Source organism: Dietzia maris (assembly GCF_014144855.1).
In the GTDB taxonomy this organism is placed as follows: domain Bacteria; phylum Actinomycetota; class Actinomycetes; order Mycobacteriales; family Mycobacteriaceae; genus Dietzia; species Dietzia kunjamensis.
Window position 1 is genome coordinate 1 of sequence record NZ_JAALDN010000283.1, and the last position, 18,011, is coordinate 18,011.

The following is an 18,011-nucleotide window of genomic DNA, read 5'->3' on the forward strand; positions in this document are numbered from 1 at the left end:
CTTCGGGCCCCCTGTGCCGCCCTCGTGGGATCCGCTCGGCGCCGCCCCGTTCGCGTGGGACCTGCCCGAACCCGGCCTCGCCCCCGCCCCGGTCGAACCGACCCGGCCCCGGTCGCGGCTGACCAAGGTCACGCTCGGCCTGGCACTCATCGCGACCGCGGTCGCCACCGGGTTGTCGACGCTGGGCGGATTCACCTGGCTCGACACCACGCGCATCGCCGCGATCGCCCTGGCGGTGGTGGCCGGCGGGCTGCTCGTCGGCGCCGTCACCCGCCGCGGGTACGGGCTGCTCGTGGTGGCCGGACCACTCGTCGGGTTCGTGCTGCTCGCCCTGTCGGTCCAGGTCCCCGCGGGTGGCTGGGAGACCATCGGCGACGAGCGGGTGGAGATCACCTCCCCCGCCCAACTGGACACGCCGGTCACCCACGACGTCGGCACCGTCACCGTCGACATGCGCGAGCTCGACCTGGACCGCGACCGCAGCTACAGCATCACCAACCAGGTCGGTGAGGTGCGGGTGCTGCTGCCCGACGGGCTCGCCGTGCAGGCCGACTGCCGGACCGACATCGGCTCCGTCGACTGCCCCGACCCGCCCGCCGACACCGACGGGCCAATCCTGACCCTGGACATCACCACCGAGATGGGAAGCGTGAAGGTCACCCGATGAATACGAACACGCCCGCAGACGACCGCCACCACTCCACCGCGGGAGCCCCGCCCGACCAGTCGCCGCGGTTCGACCCGCAGCTGTACGACCCGCTGCCCTACGGCACCGGATACCCGACACCCGAACCGCTCGGATTCGGGGTCTCCCCCGAGCCCGCGACCACCCCGGCCGGCGCCGTCGAGGTGGTGGAGCACCGGCGGTTCGGATCGCCGGTGCTCGCCCTGGCCGGCGTGACCTCGCTGGGAGTGGCGGTGTGGGCGATCCTGGGAGCGCCCGCGATCGCCCCGACGGCGTTGCTGGCCGCGGGACTCGTCCTGGCGGTACTCGTGGGACTGATGATGGTCATCCGCCGCTGACGCCCGGCCGCGATACGCAGCGCACGGCCCCTGCGCCATCCATCGGCCCCGAATTCGTCGGCGGCGTGGACAGCCGCCCGCCGCGAAGGCGTCTCGCGTGAGCCGCGGGGCAGGCCAGACGCCATCGCGGGGGGCGGCTGTATCCGGAACGTACAGGCGCGCGAGCGAGAGTTCAGGCGCGGGAGCGGATGCCCGGGCGGTGGGGGCGGTGGGGTGGTGTGGGCGTGCGGGGGCGGCTCACTCCCACTCGATGGTGCCCGGCGGCTTGCTCGTCACGTCCAGCACGACCCGGTTGACGTCCGGGACCTCGTTGGTGATGCGGTTGGAGATCAGCGCCAGCGTCTCGTACGGCACGCGCGTCCAGTCGGCGGTCATGGCGTCCTCGGAACTCACCGGCCGCAGCACGATCGGATGACCGTACGTCCGGCCGTCGCCCTGCACGCCCACCGACCGGACATCGGCCAGCAGGACCACCGGGCACTGCCACACCGTGGAGTCCAGGCCCGCCGCGGTCATCTCCTCGCGCACGATCGCGTCCGCCGCGCGCAGGGTCTCCAGTCGGTCGCGGTCCACGGCGCCGACGATGCGGATCGCCAGGCCCGGACCGGGGAACGGGTGGCGGCCGACGATCGCCTCGGGCAGACCGAGCTCACGGCCCACGGCGCGGACCTCGTCCTTGAACAGCAACCGCAGTGGCTCGACGAGCGTGAACTCCACATCGTCCGGCAGTCCGCCGACATTGTGGTGGCTCTTGATGTTGGCCGTACCCGCTCCGCCACCGGACTCGACGACGTCCGGGTAGAGGGTGCCCTGGACGAGGAAGTCGACGGAAGAGGCGGCGGCCTCACCGGAACCCTGGAGTTCGAGCGCCTGCGTCACCGCCCGCTCGAAGGACCGGATGAACTCGCGGCCGATGATCTTGCGCTTGGTCTCCGGGTCGGTGACATCGGCGAGGTGCCCGAGGAAGACATCGGAGTCGTCCAGCGTGATGAGGCGGGCACCGGTGGCGGCCACGAAGTCGTTCTCGACCTGCTCACGCTCGCCCGCACGCAACAGTCCGTGGTCGACGAACACACACGTGAGGCGGTCCCCGATCGCACGCTGGACCAGGGCGGCCGCGACGGCCGAGTCGACGCCGCCCGACAGGCCGCAGATCGCGTGGCCGTCGCCGATCTGCTCGCGGACGGCCTCCACCAGCTGGTCGGCGATGTTCGACGCGGTCCACGTCGGCTCGAGCCCCGCCACCTCGGTGAGGAAGCGGCTCAGCACCTGCTGGCCGTGCGGCGAATGCAGGACCTCCGGGTGGTACTGCACTCCGGCCATGCGCCGCTCGGTGCACTCGAACGCGGCGACCGGGGCACCGGACGACGACGCGGTGACGGTGAACCCCTCGGGCGCGGCCGTGACCGCGTCCCCGTGGCTCATCCACACCGGGTGGTGCTCCGGCAGGCCGGCGTGCAGGAGGCCGCCTGACACGCTCACGTCGGTGCGGCCGTACTCGCGGCTACCCGTGTGCGCGACCTCGCCGCCGAGGGCACCGGCCATCGCCTGGAAGCCGTAACAGATGCCGAACACCGGCAGACCCAGATCGAACACCGCCGGGTCGAGCGAGGGCGCGTCCTCGGCGTACACGCTCGCTGGTCCGCCGGACAACACCAGGGCGACGGGATCCTTGGCGCGGATCTCCTCGATCGTCGCGGTGTGCGGGATCACCTCGGAGTAGATGCGCGCCTCGCGCACGCGGCGCGCGATGAGCTGCGCGTACTGGGCGCCGAAGTCCACCACGAGTACCGGGCGGGGCGCCACCGCCTCGGCGGCGATCTGGGAGTCGGTCTGTGCGTTCTCGGCCACGGGGTCGAGTCTAGGCCCCGCGGCCCATCCGCCGAACTCGGCCACATCCCCCGTGCCGGGGTTCACAATGAACCCCACCACGACCCCGGCCGGCCCCGGACCGAGAGAGCTGGAGCGCATCGATGGAGCGAATGACCGGTTTCGACGCGAGCCTGCTGTACATGGAAACCGCCCAGCAACCCCTCGTGGTGGGTGGGATCCTCTTCGTCGACGTCTCCGGCCTCGAGGTCGGGTACTCCTTCGAATGGCTCCGGACCGAGCTCGGCCGCCGGATCAAGGAACTGCCCGAACTCCGCCGCAAGATCTACGACTCCCCGCTCAACCTCGGCCACCCCGCCTGGGTCGAGGAATACGACCTCGACATCACCGCACACGTCCGCCGCGTCGACGTGGACCACCCCGGTGACGACCGCGCGGTGTTCGAGATGTGCGGCACGCTCGGCAGCCGCCCGCTGGACAGGTCACGCCCCCTGTGGGAGATGTGGGTCCTCGAGCGGCTCACCGAACCGGACACCATCGTCGTGTACTTCCGGGCTCAACACGCCATCCTCGACGGGGCCAACGGCGCGAACATCCTGCGCAAGTTCGCCTCCGCCGGAGAGCAGCCCTCCGCCCGCGACCTCGACATGGTCCGCGTCGAGGCGGGCAACGCCAACCCCATCCGGCTCTTCGCCGGCGGGTGGTGGGATTTCTCCGTACGTCGCCCGCTGACCCTGGCCCGGCTGGTACCCGAGGTCGCCGCGCTCGCCTTCACACTGCGCAGGGCCACGGCGGCCAGGAAGAAGTCGGACGATCCGGCCCCGGAGGAGACGGGCACGGCCGACGCCACGGACGACCTCGTCGTCGTCCCCAGGGCGGCACCGTTCACCGCGCCCCGCACCCGCTTCAACGCCACCATCACCCCCCACCGGGCGGTCTGGGGTGCCTCACTCGACCTCGGCGAGATCAGCGAGATCAAGGACGCCTTCGGCGTGACCGTCAACGACGTGTTCCTGGCGGTGATGGGCGGCGCGCTGCGGCGGTACCTGCGCTCCCACGACGACCTGCCCGACACGTCGCTCGTCGCCGTGGTCCCCGTCTCCACCCGCGACGCCGAGGGCTCCCGGGGCAACAACCGCGTGACGGTCCTGTTCGCGTCCCTGGGGACCGACATCGCGGACCCGCTCGAGCGCCTTCGCGCCATCTCCGCCCGCACCAACCGGGGCAAGAAGCAGTCGAAGAACGGCATGCGGCCGGACCTCATCCAGGACGTCGCCACGCTCGCCCCCGCCAGGACCCTGCAGATGTTGATGCGGATCTACGGCGACTTCCACCTGGCGGACCTGCACCCGGTCGTGCACAACCTCGTCGTGTCGAACATCCCCGGGCCCCGTCAGGGACTGGACTTCCTCGGATGCCGGGTGACCCACGTCTACCCGCTCGGGCCCCTCATGCACGGTTCCGGACTCTCGGTCACCGCCATGTCCATGGGCGGTCGACTCGACGTGGGGATCAACGCCTGCGAGCACCTCGCCCCCGACCCCGACCTGCTCGCCACCGGGATCCGGGAGGCGATGGCCCGGCTGCTGGAACTCACCCGGGAGGCGGCGCGGTCGGCGGCCGCCGGGGAGGGCTGACACGTGGAACGGATGAAGGGCTCGACGCGAGCTTCCTCTACCTCGAGACCCCCGAGCAGGTGATGGTGATCAACGGCCTGGTCCACCTCGACGTGACCACCATCGAGGAGGGCTACTCGTTCGAACGCCTCCGATCCGGGCTCGCCCGCCGGGTCAAGGCCGTCCCCCCGTTCCGCCGCAAGGTCCACGACTCACCGTGGAACCCCGGCCACCCGGCGTGGGTCGAGGACTTCGACTTCGACATCACCCACCACCTACGCCGGATCGCACTCGGGCCGGCCGGCACCGAGGACGAGCTGCTGGAGACGTGCGGTCGACTCGCCTCCACCCCGCCGGACCGCGCCCACCCGCTGTGGCAGGTCTGGATCATCGAACGGGGTGACCCGCACGCGCCGACCGTCAGCGCGTTCTGCCGGGTCCACCACTCGGTGATCGACGGGATGCTGGGCGCCGAGTTGCTCTCCGCCCTCGCCGCGACGGACGCCACCACGCCCGACCAGGATCCCGCGCTCGTGCGCACGCACGTCGGACGGGCCAACACCCTGCAACTGATCGCCGGTGGCGCCCGCGACGTGCTGGGCCGGCCCCTGGCCCTCCTCCGTCTGCTCCCCGAGACGCTGTCGGTCCCCGCGGCCATGAGACGCGCCCGCGGCCGGGCCGGCCACGGGGAATCCATGCCGGCCCCGTTCACGGCGCCGCGGACCCTCTTCAACCACTCGCTCACCCCGCACCGCGCCGTGGCCACCGCATCACTCGACCTGGCGTCCGTCAAGCTCGTCACCGCCCGCCTCGGCGGCACCGTCAACGACGTCCTCCTCACCGTGGTCGGCGGTGCTGTGAGGTCCTACCTCGAGGCCCACGGAGACGCCCCCGCCTCCTCCATGGTGGCGATCGTCCCCATGTCCACCCGAGACGATCTGGCCACCGGTGGCGCCAACCAGGTGTCGGCCATGTTCGCCTCCCTGGCCACGGATGTGGCCGACCCGGTCGAACGGTACGAGCGGATCTCCGCCGCAGCGGAGACCACGAAGCGCCAGGCCGCGAGCATCCGACCGGCGCTCCTGGACAACTGGGCCCGCATGGGCCCCCGTCGGCTACTCGACATGGGCATGCGGGCGTACGAGGCGCTGAGACTCGCCGACGTCCACCCGGTGATCTACAACCTCATCGTCTCGAACGTGCCCGGCCCCCGTCACGCCCTCTACTTCCTCGGCGCGCGGATCACCCACATGCACCCCTTCGGCCCGCTGCTCCACGGTGCGGGGCTGTCCGTGACAAGCCTGTCGACCGACGGGCGGCTCGACCTGGGGGTGATCTCGTGCGAACACCTGGTGCCGGACCCGGACGCGGTGGCCCGCGGGATCACGGCGGCGCTCGACGAGTTGCTCGAGCTCACCGCCCCCTGACCGGGCTCACCGCCTCCTGACCACGGGTAGACCGTCAGCTGACCTGGACGATCGGCAGCCGCAGGGCTCCCGGCGCGGCCTCCGGGACCATCGGCGACACGGGCGGGACCGGCGACAGGCGCCGGTAGTCCTCGCCCTGGGCCGGGCGCTGGTCGGCCTCACCCTTGTTGGGCCACAGCGACATGGCCCGCTCGGCCTGGGCGGTGATGCTGAGCGCCGGGTTGACACCGAGGTTCGCGGAGATCGCCGATCCGTCCACGATGTGCATCGTCGGGTAGTTCCACACGCGGTGGTACGGGTCCACGACCCCGGTCTCGGGCGAATCCGAGATCACGCAGCCGCCCAGGAAGTGGGCGGTGAGCGGGATGTTCGCGATCTCGCCCCACGTGCCCCCGGGCAGGCCGCCGATCTCCTCGGCGATCTTGCGGGTGGCCTCGTTTCCGGCGGGGATCCAGGTGGGGTTGGGCTCCCCGTGACCCTGCTTGCTGGTGACGTACCTGAACGGACCGAAGCGCTTGACGTAGGTCTGCAGCGAGTTGTCCAGGTTCTGCATCACGAGCGCGATCACCGAACGCTGGCTCCAGCGGCGCAGGTAGAACAGCTGCATGAACATGGCCGGCTCGCGCCGGACCTCGTTCAGCAGGGTGCGCCACCGCGGGAGCGGCCCGTCGCCGTCCGTCAGCAGGGTCTGCAGGATGGCGATGGCGTTGGAGCCCTTGCCGTACCGGACCGGTTCGATGTGGGTGTCGGGGCGGGGATGGAACGACGACGTGATGGCCACACCCTCGGAGAAGTCCTGCTCCGGCTTGTAGTTCGGTCGCATCGCCCCGAGGATCGCCTCGGAATTGGTGCGGGTGAGCCGACCGATCGCATCCGACAGCTTGGGAAGGGACCCGGAGTCCTTGGCGTAGTGGAGCAGGTGCTGGGTTCCCCAGGTGCCGGCCGCCACGACGACCTGACCGGCGGTCACCGTGGTGGTGCGCTTGCCGCGACGCGTCCAGGCGCCCGTCCGCTCGAGGGTGATCTCCCACGTGCCGTCGCCGCGCTCGCGCAGGTCGCTGACCGTGGTCCGGTCCAGGATGCGGGCGCCCGCGCGCTCGGCGAGGGCGAGGTAGTTCTTCATCAGCGTGTTCTTGGCGTTGTGCCGGCAGCCGGTCATGCACTCGCCGCACTCGATGCACGCGTTGCGGTCCGGCCCCACCCCGCCGAAGTACGGATCGGGGACGAGCTCGCCGGGCTTGCCCTGACCGCCGGTCTTCTCGCCGAAGAACACGCCGACCGGGGTGTAGACGAAGGTGTCCTCGGCGCCCATGTCGCGGGCCACCTTCTTCATGACCTCGTCCGAGTGGGTGTGCGTGGGGTTGGTGACCACGCCCAGCATGCGGCGGCCCTGGTCGTAGAACGGGGAGAGTTCGGACTCCCAGTCCGTGATGTGGCCCCACTGCCGGTCCTTGAAGAACTGGCCGGTCGGCTTGTACAGGGTGTTGGCGTAGTTGAGGGAGCCGCCGCCCACGCCCGCGCCCGCGAGGATCATCACGTCACGCATCATGTGGACGCGCTGGATCCCGAACAGCTTGAGCTTGGGCGCCCACACGTACCGGTGGAGTCGCCAGGACGTCTTGGGCAGGTCCGCGTCCTCGAAGCGGCGACCCGCCTCGATGACCGTGACGCGGTACCCCTTCTCCGACAGCCGCAGGGCCGTCACGCTGCCCCCGAAACCGGATCCGATGACGACGACATCCGTGTCCGTCGGCGTGGTGGGGGCGTCGGTCGGGGTCGATGGTGCGTGCGGCGTCATGGTGCAACTCCCAGGAGTGGTCGATGGTGGGCATCACAGTACCCGAGCACCATCGAACCTACCGGACAGTAGGCCCCGGTTTGTCCAGAGTGTGGATGCGTCCGACCCATGGTCGGGCGGTCAGGGCCGGACGGACAGGTCCACCTTCTGGAAACCCTTGACATCGGAGTAGCCGCACTTCGCCATCGCGCGACGCAGTCCGCCCATGAGGTTGCGGGTGCCGTCGGGGACGCTGGTGGGCCCCTCGAGGACCTCTTCCAGTGGCGCCAGGGCCGTCTCGTCCTCCACCTCGGACACATGCCCGCGCGGCACCTTGGGGTGGGCGGACACCGCGTCCCAGTAGACACCGCGGCCCGGGGACTCCAGCGAGCCGGCGAGCAGCGGACCCAGGACCACCGCGTCGGCGCCGCACGCCACGGCGCGGGCGATGTCACCGGAGGTGTAGATGTCGCCGTCGGCCAGCACGTGCACGTAGCGGCCTCCGGTCTCGTCGAGGTAGTCCCGCCGGGCTGCGGCCGCGTCGGCGATCGCGGTGGCCATGTGGACCTCCATACCCAGCACCTGGCCGGTGGTGGTGATGCCGTCGACCCCGCCGTATCCCACGATCACACCGGCGGCGCCCGTGCGCATGAGGTGCAGGGCGGTCTTGTAGTCGACGACGCCGCCGGCGATCACCGGGACATCGAGGCCACCGATGAACTCCTTGAGGTCGAGCGGGGCGTCCTCACCGCTGACGTGCTCCGCCGAGATGATCGTGCCCTGCACCACCAGCAGGTCGATCCCCGCCGCGACGAGCCCCCGGGGTGAGCTCGCGCGCGTGCTGCGGTGAGACCCGCACCGCCACGGTCGCGCCCTCGTCGCGGATGCGGTGAACCGCGGCGGCGAGGAGCTCGCGGTCGATCGGGGCACGGTGCAGCTTCTGCAGTCGCGCCACGGCCCGGTGTCCGGTCACGTCATCCAGCGCGAGCTCCCGCAGCTCGGCGATCACGGCACCGGGATCGGCGTGACGGGCCCACAGTCCCTCTCCGTTGAGCACGGCCAGACCACCGAGCTTGGAGAACTCCACCGCCGAGTCCGGGGAGACCACCGCGTCGGTCGGGTGTGTCATCACCGGGATGTCCATCTGGTAGGCGTCGATCTGCCAGGAGGTGGACACCTCCTTGGAGCTGCGGGTCCGGCGGGAGGGGACGATGTCGACCTCGCCCAGCCCGAACATCCGACGGGCCTCGCGACCCAGGCCGATCTCCACGACATTGCGCACGCGACTTCAGTCCTTGACGTTGTAGTTGGGGGCCTCGACCGTCATCTGGATCGCGTGCGGATGGCTCTCCCTGAGCCCCGCGGCCGTGATCTGGACGAACTGGGCACGGTGCATCTCCGGGATGGTGGCGGCTCCGGTGTAGCCCATGCCTGCGCGCAGCCCGCCGGCGAGCTGGTGGAGTACCTGACCGACGTCTCCCCGATACGGGACCCGCCCCTCGATGCCCTCGGGCACCAGCTTCTCCTCGGACAGCACATCGTCCTGGAAGTACCGGTCCTTGGAGAACGACTTCTCCTGCCCGGGCTTGCCGCGCCCACGCATCGCGCCCAGCGAACCCATGCCGCGGTAGACCTTGTACTGCTTGCCGTCCACGAAGATCAGCTCACCCGGCGATTCGGTGCACCCCGCGAGCAGGGACCCGAACATGCAGGCCGAGGCGCCGGCGGCGATCGACTTGGCCACGTCACCGGAGTACTGCATACCGCCGTCGGCGATGACGGGGATGCCCGCGGCGTGCGCGGCGACCGAGGCCTCGAGGATCGCGGTGATCTGGGGGGCACCCACGCCCGCGACCACCCGGGTGGTGCAGATGGACCCGGGGCCGATGCCCACCTTGATGGCGTCCGCGCCCGCGTCGATCATCGCCTGGGCGGCCCCGCGGGTGGCGAGGTTGCCCCCGATCACCTGCACACGGTCGCCGAGTTCCCGCTTGACCCGGGCGACCATGTCGAGGGCGTTGCGGTTGTGGGCGTGGGCGGTGTCGACCACCAGGGCGTCCACCCCGGCGTCGGTGAGGGCCCCGGCACGCTGCCAGGCGTCCTCCCCGGTGCCGATGGCGGCGGCCACGCGCAGCCGGCCGTCCGAGTCCTTGGTGGCGTCGGGGTGCTTCTCCGTCTTGACGAAGTCCTTCACCGTGATGAGTCCGGTCAGTCGCCCGTCACCGTCGACGATCGGCAGCTTCTCGATCTTGTGTCGGCGCAGCAGGCCGAGCGCCGCCTCCGCGGTGACGCCCTCCCGCGCGACCACCAGGGGCGCCCGGGTCATGACCTCGTCGACCCGTCGGGACTTGTCCATCTCGAACCGCATGTCGCGGTTGGTGATGATGCCGACCAGCTCACCGCGCTCGTCGGTCACCGGCAGTCCGGAGATGCGGTAGCGGGCGCACTTCTCGTCGACCTCCGCCAACGTGTCGCTGGGCGCGCAGGTCACCGGGTCGGTCACCATCCCGGCCTCGGACCGCTTCACCGTCTCGACCTGGGCGGCCTGGTCCCCCACGGAGAGGTTGCGGTGCAGGACGCCGATCCCGCCCTGCCGTGCCATGGCGATGGCCATGCGGGCCTCGGTCACGGTGTCCATCGCCGACGAGATCAGCGGCACCCGCAGGGTGATGTCCCGTGTCAGGCGGGTACTGGTGTCGACCTCACTGGGGACCACCTCCGAGGCTGCCGGGAGGAGGAGCACGTCGTCGAACGTCAGGCCCACCATCGCGACCTTGGTCGGGTCGTCGCCGCCGGTACGCACGGGGCCATTCGACTCGCTCATCTGCCGTCCTCCTGGGGGGTCGTCTAGGTGCTGTCTTTCGAGGATAGTGGTTCCGGGGTCCGCGGCTCGAACCGTCGACCACGTGAGACCGTGGTCACGGGTACGGTGGAGGTCGTGGACGATCCCCTACGGCACGGAATGCCGCCCGACCCGTTCGCCGGCGATCCGGATGATCCGGCCGCGGAGCTGGCCGAGCTCGACCCCGTCGATGACGACATGCCCACGGGCCCGCTCGACGCGGACGAGCGGCGCGCGATCGAGGAGGACCTCGCGGATCTCGCGGAGTTCCGTCGGTTGCTGGCCCCGATCGGGGTGAAGGGGGTCGCGGTCCAGTGTGACGACTGCGCCGAGGAGCACTACCACGAGTGGGACATGCTCCGCGCCAACCTCATGCAGCTCCTCGAGGACGGCTCCCTGCTCCCCCACGAGCCGGCCTTCGACCCGATCCCGGACGACTACGTGACCTGGGAGTACTGCCGCGGTTACGCGGACGCCGCCCGCGCCCTGCGCCCCCGTCGCCTCAACTGGCGCCGCTGAACGGAGGCGGTCGCCGTGCGCGGGTGCCGCCCGTTCGGCCCGGCCCGGCCCGGCCCGGACGACTCGATCCCCGTCCCTCCGAGAGGGGCGGGGATCGAGTCGTTTCGCGGGGTCAGTTCGTCGGACGGACCGACTGCGAGGTCTGTTGTGAGTCGGTCGGCGCCGGCTGCGTGGGAGTCGGGACCTGGGTCACGGTGGTGCGGCTCGGTGTCGGCGCCGGCACCACCCGGTCATCGTCCGCCTCGTCACCCTGTCGTCCGGTCGTCGGTGACAGGAAATCCTGGATCCGCTGGGTGTCGATCGGGATCTGCAGCGTGGTCGAGATCCGCAGCCCGTCGAGCGGGAGCGGGATGACCGGCATCCCCGGAGGCGGCGGGGGGACCAGGTTGGACGGCAACGGCACGGGGAGGCCGGGAACGAGAGTCGCCACACCCGGAGCGGGCGGGGGCGACGGGGCCGGCGCGGGTGCCGGGGCGGGCGACGGGACGACGCTCGGGGTGACCCGACTGAGATCGCGCTTGATGGCGTCCCGACGCTTCATAAGCTCGACACGTTCGGAGGCGTCGGAGACCTCGTCGAGCCGCGCGCTCACCTCATCGAGCAGCCGCTCGGCCTCGTTCCGGTCCCCCTCTCGGGCGGCGAGGTCCGCGGCGGCGAGGTCCTCGCTGAGATCGCTCACGAGCTCTACGTTCCCGGCACGGTCGGAGAACATCGTCTTGGACACGCCCCAGAGCGGGTCGCCCGGCATCGCGCTGTGCGCGGCCACGGACAGGCCGCCGACGATCACGGCCGCCACTGCGGCAGCGCCGGTCACCGCCTGCCACAGGGCCGGACGCTGGCCGTGGTGGTGCTCGCCCGAGCGCACCCACCCGCGGCGCGGCCACAGCCGGGAGACGTTCGGGGCGAGGGCCACCTCGATCTGCTCGTCGCTGGGCAGCTCCGGCAGTCCGGCCGAGTCCACCTCGGCGCGCCAGTCCGCGAGCAGCGCGACGAGAGGCTCATCCCCCTCGGGACGATCGCCGCGTCCGAGCGCGTCGAGGAGCTCGTCGTCGCGATCCACCTCGACCCGGTCCTCGTCGACCCGGTCCTCGTCGTGGCCGTCCACGTCATGCACGTGGAGCGAGGCGTCATCGTCCCGGGTGCCGGGATCGACTTCGTCGTTCATCGCCATCGCTCCTCTCCGTCCTGCTCGATCCTCGCCCGGAGCTGCTTCATCGCCCGGTGTTGGGCGACGCGCACGGCCCCGGCCGTACTGTCGACGATCTCCGCGGTCTCCTCCGCGGAGAGTCCGACCACCACACGTAGCCGGATGATCTCCCTCTGCTTCTCGGGCAGGGTCTCGAGGAGGCGGCTCACCGCTCTCGACACCTCGCCGTCGAGGACGTGGTCCTCCGGCCCCGTGTCGGTCGAGAGCACCTCGGGGAGGTACTCCACGGGGTCGGACTTGTTCCGCGCGGCGCCACGATGGGCGTCCGCGACCTTGTGGGCCGCGATCCCGTACACGAAGGCCATGAAGGGACGTCCCTGGTCCCGGTACCCCGGCAGAGCCGAGAGAACCGCGATCAGAACCTCCTGGGCGACATCGTCAGCAGACAGGTTGACCCTCTCCGAGCCGCCGACGCGGGAACGGCAATACCGCACCACACCGGGCCGCACGAGCTCCAGCACCCGCGTGGCAGCGATGCGGTCACCCTTGACCGCCTCGGCTACGGCGAGTTCCAACTCGTCTGCTGTACCTGTCATCGGATTACGGGGGCCCCGTGTTACACGGATGTGTTACGGGGCACGGCCTTTCTCTCGGGTCGCGACGCACGTCACGACGGATCCCACGTCCCGGCCCGTCAGCGGCCGATGCGGCTCGGGCTCAGAACAGGCGTGTGACCCCTGGGTCGTGGGACCACTGCTGAGCGCCAAGCGTAACCGCTGGGGGGCGTGCGGGACCACGTGACCGGCCCGGAACGGGGCCGGGCCCCGTCCCCCGCGGCGCGGAGAGCGGGGCCCGGGAGGCCGGACGCGATCAGTGCGAGTGACCGGCGTGCGAGTGGCCGCCGGCGCCCTTCTCCTCGGGCTTCTCGACGATCGCCGTCTCGGTCGTGAGGACCATACGGGCGACCGAGCAGGCGTTGACCACGGCGGAGGAGGTGACCTTCACCGGGTCGATGATCCCGGCGGAGACCAGGTCACCGTACGCCCCCACGGCGGCGTTGAAGCCGTCGCGCGGGCCCATCTCGGAGACCTTGCTCACCACGACGGAGCCGTCCTCGCCGGCATTGGCGGCGATCCAGAACAGCGGGGCGGACAGCGCCTTGCGGACCACGTTCACCCCGACCGCCTCGTCGGCGTCGGCGGTGTCGGCGGCCAGCCGCTCGAGTGCCGCGGCCGCCTGGACCAACACGGAGCCACCGCCGGCGATGACGCCCTCTTCCACGGCCGCCTTGGCCGAGTTGACGGCGTCCTCGACGCGGAGCTTGCGTTCGGTCAACTCGGTCTCGGTGGCCGCACCCACGCGGATCACGGCGACACCGCCGGCGAGCTTCGCGACGCGCTCCTCGAGCTTCTCGCGGTCCCAGTCGGAGTCGGTGGCCTCGGCCTCGCGGCGCAGCTGCGCGACGCGGGCGTCGACGTCCGCCTGGTCGCCGGCACCGTCCACGATGATCGTGTCGTCCTTGGACACGGTCACCCGCCGGGCCTGACCGAGCACGTCCAGGCCGCACTCCGACAGCTTCATGCCCAGGTCGGGGCTGATGACCTGCCCCTTGGTGACGATCGCCAGATCCTCCTGGAAGGCCTTGCGCCGGTCGCCGAAGAACGGCGCCTTGATCGCGACGACCTTGAGGGTCTTGCGGATCGAGTTGACCACGAGGGTCGACAGCGCCTCGCCGTCGACGTCCTCCGCGATGATGAGCAGCGGCTTGCCGGTCTCGGCGACCTTCTCCAGCAGCGGCAGCAGATCCGGCAGGGAGCTGATCTTCTCCCGGTGGATCAGGATCAGCACGTCCTCGTGGATGGCCTTCTGCTCGTCGGGGTCGGTGACGAAGTACGGCGAGAGGAAGCCCTTGTCGAAGGCGATGCCCTCGGTGACCGACACCTCGGTGTGCAGCCCCTGGGACTCCTCGACGGACACGACGCCGTTGACTCCGACGGCGTCCATGGCCTCGGCGACCATGCGACCGATCTCGGGGTCACGCGACGAGACGGTCGCCACCTGCGAGACGGCGTCCGAGCCGGAGACCGGTGTCGCTGCCGCGCGGAGGAACTCCACGACGGCGGCGGAGGCCTTCTCGATGCCCTTGCCCATCGCCATCGGGTTGGAGCCGGCGGCCACGTTGCGCAGCCCCTGGCGGATGAGTGCCTGGGCGAGCACGGTGGCGGTGGTGGTGCCGTCGCCCGCGACGTCGTTGGTCTTGGTGGCGACACTCTTGACCAGCTGTGCGCCGAGGTTCGCGAACGGCTCGGAGAGCTCGATCTCGCGGGCGATGGAGACACCGTCATTGGTGACGGTGGGCCCGCCGAAGGCCTTGGCGAGCACGACGTGACGGCCCTTCGGGCCGAGCGTGACCTTGACGGTGTCGGCGAGCTCGTCGACACCGGCGAGCATGCCCTTGCGGGCCTCCTCGTCGAACGCGATCAATTTGGACATCGATGGAACTCCTGGAGGGAAGTGGGTGGTCGTGACGGGCGGGTACCGCGGGGTGAGACACCTCCGCCCCGGTGGTGCCTGGCTCTGGCCGGCGCCGCCGGGGCGGGGGTCAACAGCTCACGTCAGTCGATGACCGCGAGGACGTCACGCGAGGAGAGGATCAGGTACTCCTTGCCCTCGTACTTGATCTCGGTGCCGCCGTACTTCGAGTAGATGACCTTGTCCCCCTCCTTGATGTCCATGGGGATGCGGTCGCCGTCCTCGTCGAAGCGGCCCTTGCCGACCGCGACGACGGTGCCCTCCTGGGGCTTCTCCTTGGCGGTGTCCGGGATGACGAGACCCGACGCCGTGGTGGTCTCGGCCTCGAGGGCCTGGACGAGAATCTTGTCCTCAAGCGGCTTGATCGCCACGATGATCCTCCCGTATGGGGTGTGGCCGCCCGGATGCCGGGCGACTCGGAGTGTGGTTGGACAGATCGGGACGCCGGAAGGCGGCCCGTGGTTTATGTACGACCCGGGCTGCCGCGTGCACCGTCGCGGGTGGCGCCCTCGGAGCTCCGTGTCTATTGGCACTCTACACAGGCGAGTGCCAGCACTCAAGGAAACCGCGTGCGGGTTCGCCGCCATCGGGGTCCGACGGGGATCGGAGAACGCTCGGCGCGGGCCTGCGCCGCGGGTAGGCTCACCCGCACCGCACGGACATCAACCGGACCACCCCCTCTGCCCGACCCGATCCCGATCGAGTACAGCGAGGCCCAGAAATGACCACAGTCGCGCCCCCGGACATCGTCACCGCCGCAGGCGAGGGCGGGGAGGCGAAAGCCGACGCCCCGGGGTGGCAACCGGCCCTCCGCGGCTTCCTCGCCGTCTACCTGCTCGGCGCGGCCACCCTTCTGGCCGTCGTGGCCACCGAGGCGACCGGAGTGGCGATCCTCGGCGCCGTGCTCTTCCCACTGGGCCTCACCATGGTCGTCCTGCTCGGCTGGGAACTCGTCACCGGCGCCTACGGGCTGGTCCCGCTGGCCGCGATGGAGGGCCGCATCCGGGCGCGCGACTGCCTACGGATCTTCGGCTGGACGATCCTCGGGCACACTGTCGGCGGGCTCGCGGCGGCGTGGATGCTGACCTCCGTGCTCACCGGGATGGGGACCGAACCCGACGCCACCGGGGCCCAGGGCCTGGTGGACCTCGCAGTGGAGAAGACGGTGGCCTACAAGGAGGCCGGCGTCGTCACCGGACTCGGTTGGGTGACGTTGAGCGCCGTGCTGTGCAACTGGCTGGTCGCGCTCGGCGTGATCATGTCGCTCTCCTCCACGAGCACCTCGGGCAAGATCCTCGCCATCTGGCTGCCGATCCTCACGTTCTTCGCGCTCGGTTACGAGCACGCGGTCGTCAACCACTTCACGATCCCCGCGGGCATGATGCTCGGGGCCGATGTGAGCATCGCCGACTGGCTGCTGTGGAACCAGATCCCGGTGCATGTCGGTAACTTCATCGGCGGGATCACCCTCGCGGGGTTGGGACTGTACTTCGCGCAACGGACGCGGGTCGACCGCTCCCCCGGGGCACCGGCGGGCCACACCCACCCACCCCAGGAGTGACCTCCTCGTATGCACCCACCCGAGAAGCCAGGGGATCGGCCCGACGGGCCGCGCCGCCGAACCGGGTCCGACGGCACGCCGGGATCGTTCCACCCTCCCGGGACCAACACACTGGCCGTCGTCGCCCTCGTGATCGCCGTCGCGAACGTGGTGTTCGGCTCGTTCCTCGGCCTGTTCGTGCCGCTGGTCCCGGCCGCCGTCGCGGTCGTCGTGGTCGCGATCGGACACACGTCCCTCAGGCAGATCACCCGCAGCGGCGAGGCCGGAAGGGAGATGGCCGTGTCCGCCCTCGTGATCGGCTACCTCTGCCTGGCCGCGGTCGCCGCGTTCCTGCTGATGGCGTTCACGTTCACCACCGTGGGGATGGCACTCCTCGGCTACTAGGCGATCTGGGTGACCTCGACCGGCAGCCCGGGGTCGGCCGCCACGGTCAGGGGGCTGGGGTCCGCGTCCGCGGCGAGGAGCGCGGAGGCGACCCCCACCACCATCGCGCCGTTGTCGGTGCACAACCGCGGCCGCGGGACGCGCAGGGTCAGGCCCGCGTCGGCACACCTGCTCGCGGCGAGGTCACGCAACCTCGAGTTGGCGGCGACCCCGCCACCCACGAGCAGGGTGTCCACGCCCAGGTCGGTGCAGGCCCGGACAGCCTTCATGGTGAGCACGTCGGCCACCGCCTCCTGGAACGAGGCCGCGACGTCCGCCACGTCGAGCTGCTCGCCGTCGCGTTCGGCGGCCTCGATGCGTCGGGCGACCGAGGTCTTGAGCCCGGAGAAGGAGAAGTCGTGCCGGGCGTCGCGTGGTCCGGTCATCCCGCGCGGGAACGCGATCGCCGTGGGGTCACCGGTGCCCGCGAGCCGATCGATCACGGGCCCGCCCGGGTACCCCAGGCCGAGCAGCCGGGCCACCTTGTCGTAGGCCTCCCCGGCCGCGTCGTCGACGGTCGACCCGAGTTCGACGACCGGCTCGGTGAGCGAGCGGACGTGCAGCAGCTGGGTGTGCCCACCGGAGACCAGCAGGGCCACGCACTCGGGAAGCGGGTCACCGTCGAAGCCCGCGACGGCGACGTGGCCGACGAGGTGGTTGACGGCGTAGAACGGGGCCCCCCACGCGGCCGCATAGGCCTTGGCGGCGGACGACCCCACGAGCAGCGCCCCGGACAGGCCGGGTCCGATGGTGGCGGCGACGGCGTCCGGCCGCTCCAGCCCCGCCTCGGCGAGGGCGGCGCGAACGGTCGGCACGAGCGCCTCGAGGTGGGCGCGGGAGGCGATCTCCGGGACGACCCCGCCGAACCGGGCGTGCTCGGACATCGACGAGGCGACCACGTCGGACAGCAACTCGGCGCGGCCGTCGTCGTGCACGCGCGCGACGGCGACCCCCGTCTCGTCGCACGAGCTCTCGATCCCCATGACGGTTCTCACCGGTCGCTCACCTTCCCTCCGTCGTTCTGTCCTCGCGCTCCCGCCGGCCGCACCATGAGGTGCGCGTCGGCCCTGCTGGGCCGGTAGTACCGGGGACGCAGCCCCACCACCTCGAACCCGTGGGCCTCGTACAGGGTGCGGGCCGGGACGTTGTCGGTCCGCACGTCCAGCACCACCGGCGCCGCGTCCGCGTCCGCCACGTCGAGCATGCGGCGCAGCAGCGTGCGCCCGATCCCCCGCCCCTGGTGGGCCGGATCGACCCCGATGGTGTGCACCTCGTACTCACGATCCCCCTCGGGCCCGAGCACGGCCAGCACGG

At 71.0% G+C, this 18,011-nt stretch carries 15 protein-coding genes and 2 pseudogenes; 7 read left to right on the forward strand and 10 right to left on the reverse strand.

Going from position 1 to position 18,011, the window contains the following annotated elements:
* Together G6024_RS09740 and G6024_RS09745 are read left to right on the forward strand one after the other, a co-directional pair.
* Positions 1–667: pseudogene (locus tag G6024_RS09740) on the forward strand (cell wall-active antibiotics response protein); the annotation flags it as partial.
* On the forward strand, positions 664–1,023 hold the full coding sequence (locus G6024_RS09745; protein ID WP_159148598.1) for a hypothetical protein: 360 nt from the start codon (positions 664–666) through the stop codon (positions 1,021–1,023). The pseudogene G6024_RS09740 and the gene G6024_RS09745, both read left to right, overlap by 4 nt.
* Before the next feature lie 237 nt (positions 1,024–1,260).
* On the opposite strand, the gene guaA is transcribed toward G6024_RS09745, so the two are convergent.
* On the reverse strand, positions 1,261–2,874 hold the full coding sequence (gene guaA, locus G6024_RS09750) for a glutamine-hydrolyzing GMP synthase (protein WP_269502373.1): 1,614 nt from the start codon (positions 2,872–2,874) through the stop codon (positions 1,261–1,263).
* 122 nt (positions 2,875–2,996) lie between these two features.
* On the opposite strand from guaA, the gene G6024_RS09755 reads away from it, so the two are divergent.
* Together G6024_RS09755 and G6024_RS09760 are read left to right on the forward strand one after the other, a co-directional pair.
* A complete protein-coding gene (locus G6024_RS09755) occupies positions 2,997–4,490 on the forward strand; it encodes a WS/DGAT/MGAT family O-acyltransferase (RefSeq protein ID WP_159148599.1) in 1,494 nt (497 codons plus the stop codon).
* Positions 4,487–5,896: a WS/DGAT/MGAT family O-acyltransferase gene (locus tag G6024_RS09760; RefSeq protein ID WP_256385642.1), complete on the forward strand. Its 1,410-nt coding sequence runs from the start codon at positions 4,487–4,489 to the stop codon at positions 5,894–5,896. The genes G6024_RS09755 and G6024_RS09760 overlap by 4 nt, the downstream gene beginning before the upstream one ends.
* Positions 5,897–5,930: 34 nt before the next feature.
* On the opposite strand, the gene G6024_RS09765 is transcribed toward G6024_RS09760, so the two are convergent.
* From G6024_RS09765 to guaB, 3 genes and pseudogenes are all read right to left on the reverse strand, one after another.
* Entirely contained in the window at positions 5,931–7,694 is a 1,764-nt protein-coding gene (locus G6024_RS09765; protein WP_069390002.1) for an FAD-dependent oxidoreductase, read from the reverse strand.
* A gap of 120 nt (positions 7,695–7,814) precedes the next feature.
* Positions 7,815–8,955, reverse strand: a pseudogene (locus tag G6024_RS09770) (GuaB3 family IMP dehydrogenase-related protein).
* A 6-nt stretch (positions 8,956–8,961) separates the two neighbouring features.
* Positions 8,962–10,497, reverse strand: coding sequence for an IMP dehydrogenase (gene guaB / locus G6024_RS09775; RefSeq protein WP_069390000.1), 1,536 nt, complete (start codon positions 10,495–10,497; stop codon positions 8,962–8,964).
* A gap of 114 nt (positions 10,498–10,611) precedes the next feature.
* Here guaB and G6024_RS09780 point away from each other — a divergent pair, with 114 nt between their 5' ends.
* A complete protein-coding gene (locus G6024_RS09780) occupies positions 10,612–11,034 on the forward strand; it encodes a DUF5319 domain-containing protein (protein WP_069390006.1) in 423 nt (140 codons plus the stop codon).
* A gap of 112 nt (positions 11,035–11,146) precedes the next feature.
* On the opposite strand, the gene G6024_RS16895 is transcribed toward G6024_RS09780, so the two are convergent.
* The 4 genes from G6024_RS16895 to groES form a co-directional block, all read right to left on the reverse strand.
* Positions 11,147–12,199, reverse strand: coding sequence for an anti-sigma-D factor RsdA (locus G6024_RS16895; RefSeq protein WP_268817118.1), 1,053 nt, complete (start codon positions 12,197–12,199; stop codon positions 11,147–11,149).
* Positions 12,196–12,777, reverse strand: a complete 582-nt coding sequence (locus G6024_RS09790) for a sigma-70 family RNA polymerase sigma factor (protein WP_096905922.1) — start codon at positions 12,775–12,777, stop codon at positions 12,196–12,198. Before G6024_RS09790 ends, G6024_RS16895 begins: the two co-directional genes overlap by 4 nt.
* 274 nt (positions 12,778–13,051) lie before the next feature.
* The gene (gene groL / locus G6024_RS09795; protein WP_120286222.1) at positions 13,052–14,674 is read right to left on the reverse strand and encodes a chaperonin GroEL; all 1,623 of its coding nucleotides are present in this window, start codon (positions 14,672–14,674) and stop codon (positions 13,052–13,054) included.
* 122 nt (positions 14,675–14,796) lie between these two features.
* On the reverse strand, positions 14,797–15,090 hold the full coding sequence (gene groES, locus G6024_RS09800; protein WP_181694306.1) for a co-chaperone GroES: 294 nt from the start codon (positions 15,088–15,090) through the stop codon (positions 14,797–14,799).
* 344 nt (positions 15,091–15,434) lie between these two features.
* Between groES and G6024_RS09805 the strand changes: the two genes are divergently transcribed.
* Together G6024_RS09805 and G6024_RS09810 are read left to right on the forward strand one after the other, a co-directional pair.
* Positions 15,435–16,274 carry a formate/nitrite transporter family protein gene (locus G6024_RS09805; protein WP_069389995.1) on the forward strand — a complete coding sequence of 280 codons (840 nt, stop codon included), beginning with the start codon at positions 15,435–15,437 and terminating at the stop codon, positions 16,272–16,274.
* 9 nt (positions 16,275–16,283) lie between these two features.
* A complete protein-coding gene (locus G6024_RS09810; protein ID WP_096905925.1) occupies positions 16,284–16,658 on the forward strand; it encodes a DUF4190 domain-containing protein in 375 nt (124 codons plus the stop codon).
* Here G6024_RS09810 and tsaD read toward each other — a convergent pair.
* Both tsaD and G6024_RS09820 read right to left on the reverse strand, forming a co-directional pair.
* Complete coding sequence (gene tsaD / locus G6024_RS09815; RefSeq protein ID WP_069389993.1) at positions 16,655–17,680, reverse strand: tRNA (adenosine(37)-N6)-threonylcarbamoyltransferase complex transferase subunit TsaD; 1,026 nt, start codon at positions 17,678–17,680, stop codon at positions 16,655–16,657. The two genes, G6024_RS09810 and tsaD, sit on opposite strands and share 4 nt — an antisense overlap.
* Positions 17,681–17,688: 8 nt before the next feature.
* Positions 17,689–18,011, reverse strand: a 323-nt coding sequence (locus G6024_RS09820) for a GNAT family N-acetyltransferase (protein ID WP_159148601.1), incomplete at its 5' end; no start/stop codon positions are given.

Bases quoted from the DNA above. Each gene is read 5' to 3' on its own strand.
- G6024_RS09805 (WP_069389995.1), top strand. From the start codon at position 15,435: ATGACCACAGTCGCGCCCCCGGACATCGTCACCGCCGCAGGCGAGGGC.
- groL (WP_120286222.1), bottom strand. From the start codon at position 14,674: ATGTCCAAATTGATCGCGTTCGACGAGGAGGCCCGCAAGGGCATGCTC.
- G6024_RS09755 (WP_159148599.1), top strand. From the start codon at position 2,997: ATGGAGCGAATGACCGGTTTCGACGCGAGCCTGCTGTACATGGAAACC.
- G6024_RS09745 (WP_159148598.1), top strand. From the start codon at position 664: ATGAATACGAACACGCCCGCAGACGACCGCCACCACTCCACCGCGGGA.
- tsaD (WP_069389993.1), bottom strand. From the start codon at position 17,680: ATGGGGATCGAGAGCTCGTGCGACGAGACGGGGGTCGCCGTCGCGCGC.
- G6024_RS09765 (WP_069390002.1), bottom strand. From the start codon at position 7,694: ATGACGCCGCACGCACCATCGACCCCGACCGACGCCCCCACCACGCCG.
- guaB (WP_069390000.1), bottom strand. From the start codon at position 10,497: ATGAGCGAGTCGAATGGCCCCGTGCGTACCGGCGGCGACGACCCGACC.
- G6024_RS09790 (WP_096905922.1), bottom strand. From the start codon at position 12,777: ATGACAGGTACAGCAGACGAGTTGGAACTCGCCGTAGCCGAGGCGGTC.
- G6024_RS09810 (WP_096905925.1), top strand. From the start codon at position 16,284: ATGCACCCACCCGAGAAGCCAGGGGATCGGCCCGACGGGCCGCGCCGC.
- G6024_RS16895 (WP_268817118.1), bottom strand. From the start codon at position 12,199: ATGAACGACGAAGTCGATCCCGGCACCCGGGACGATGACGCCTCGCTC.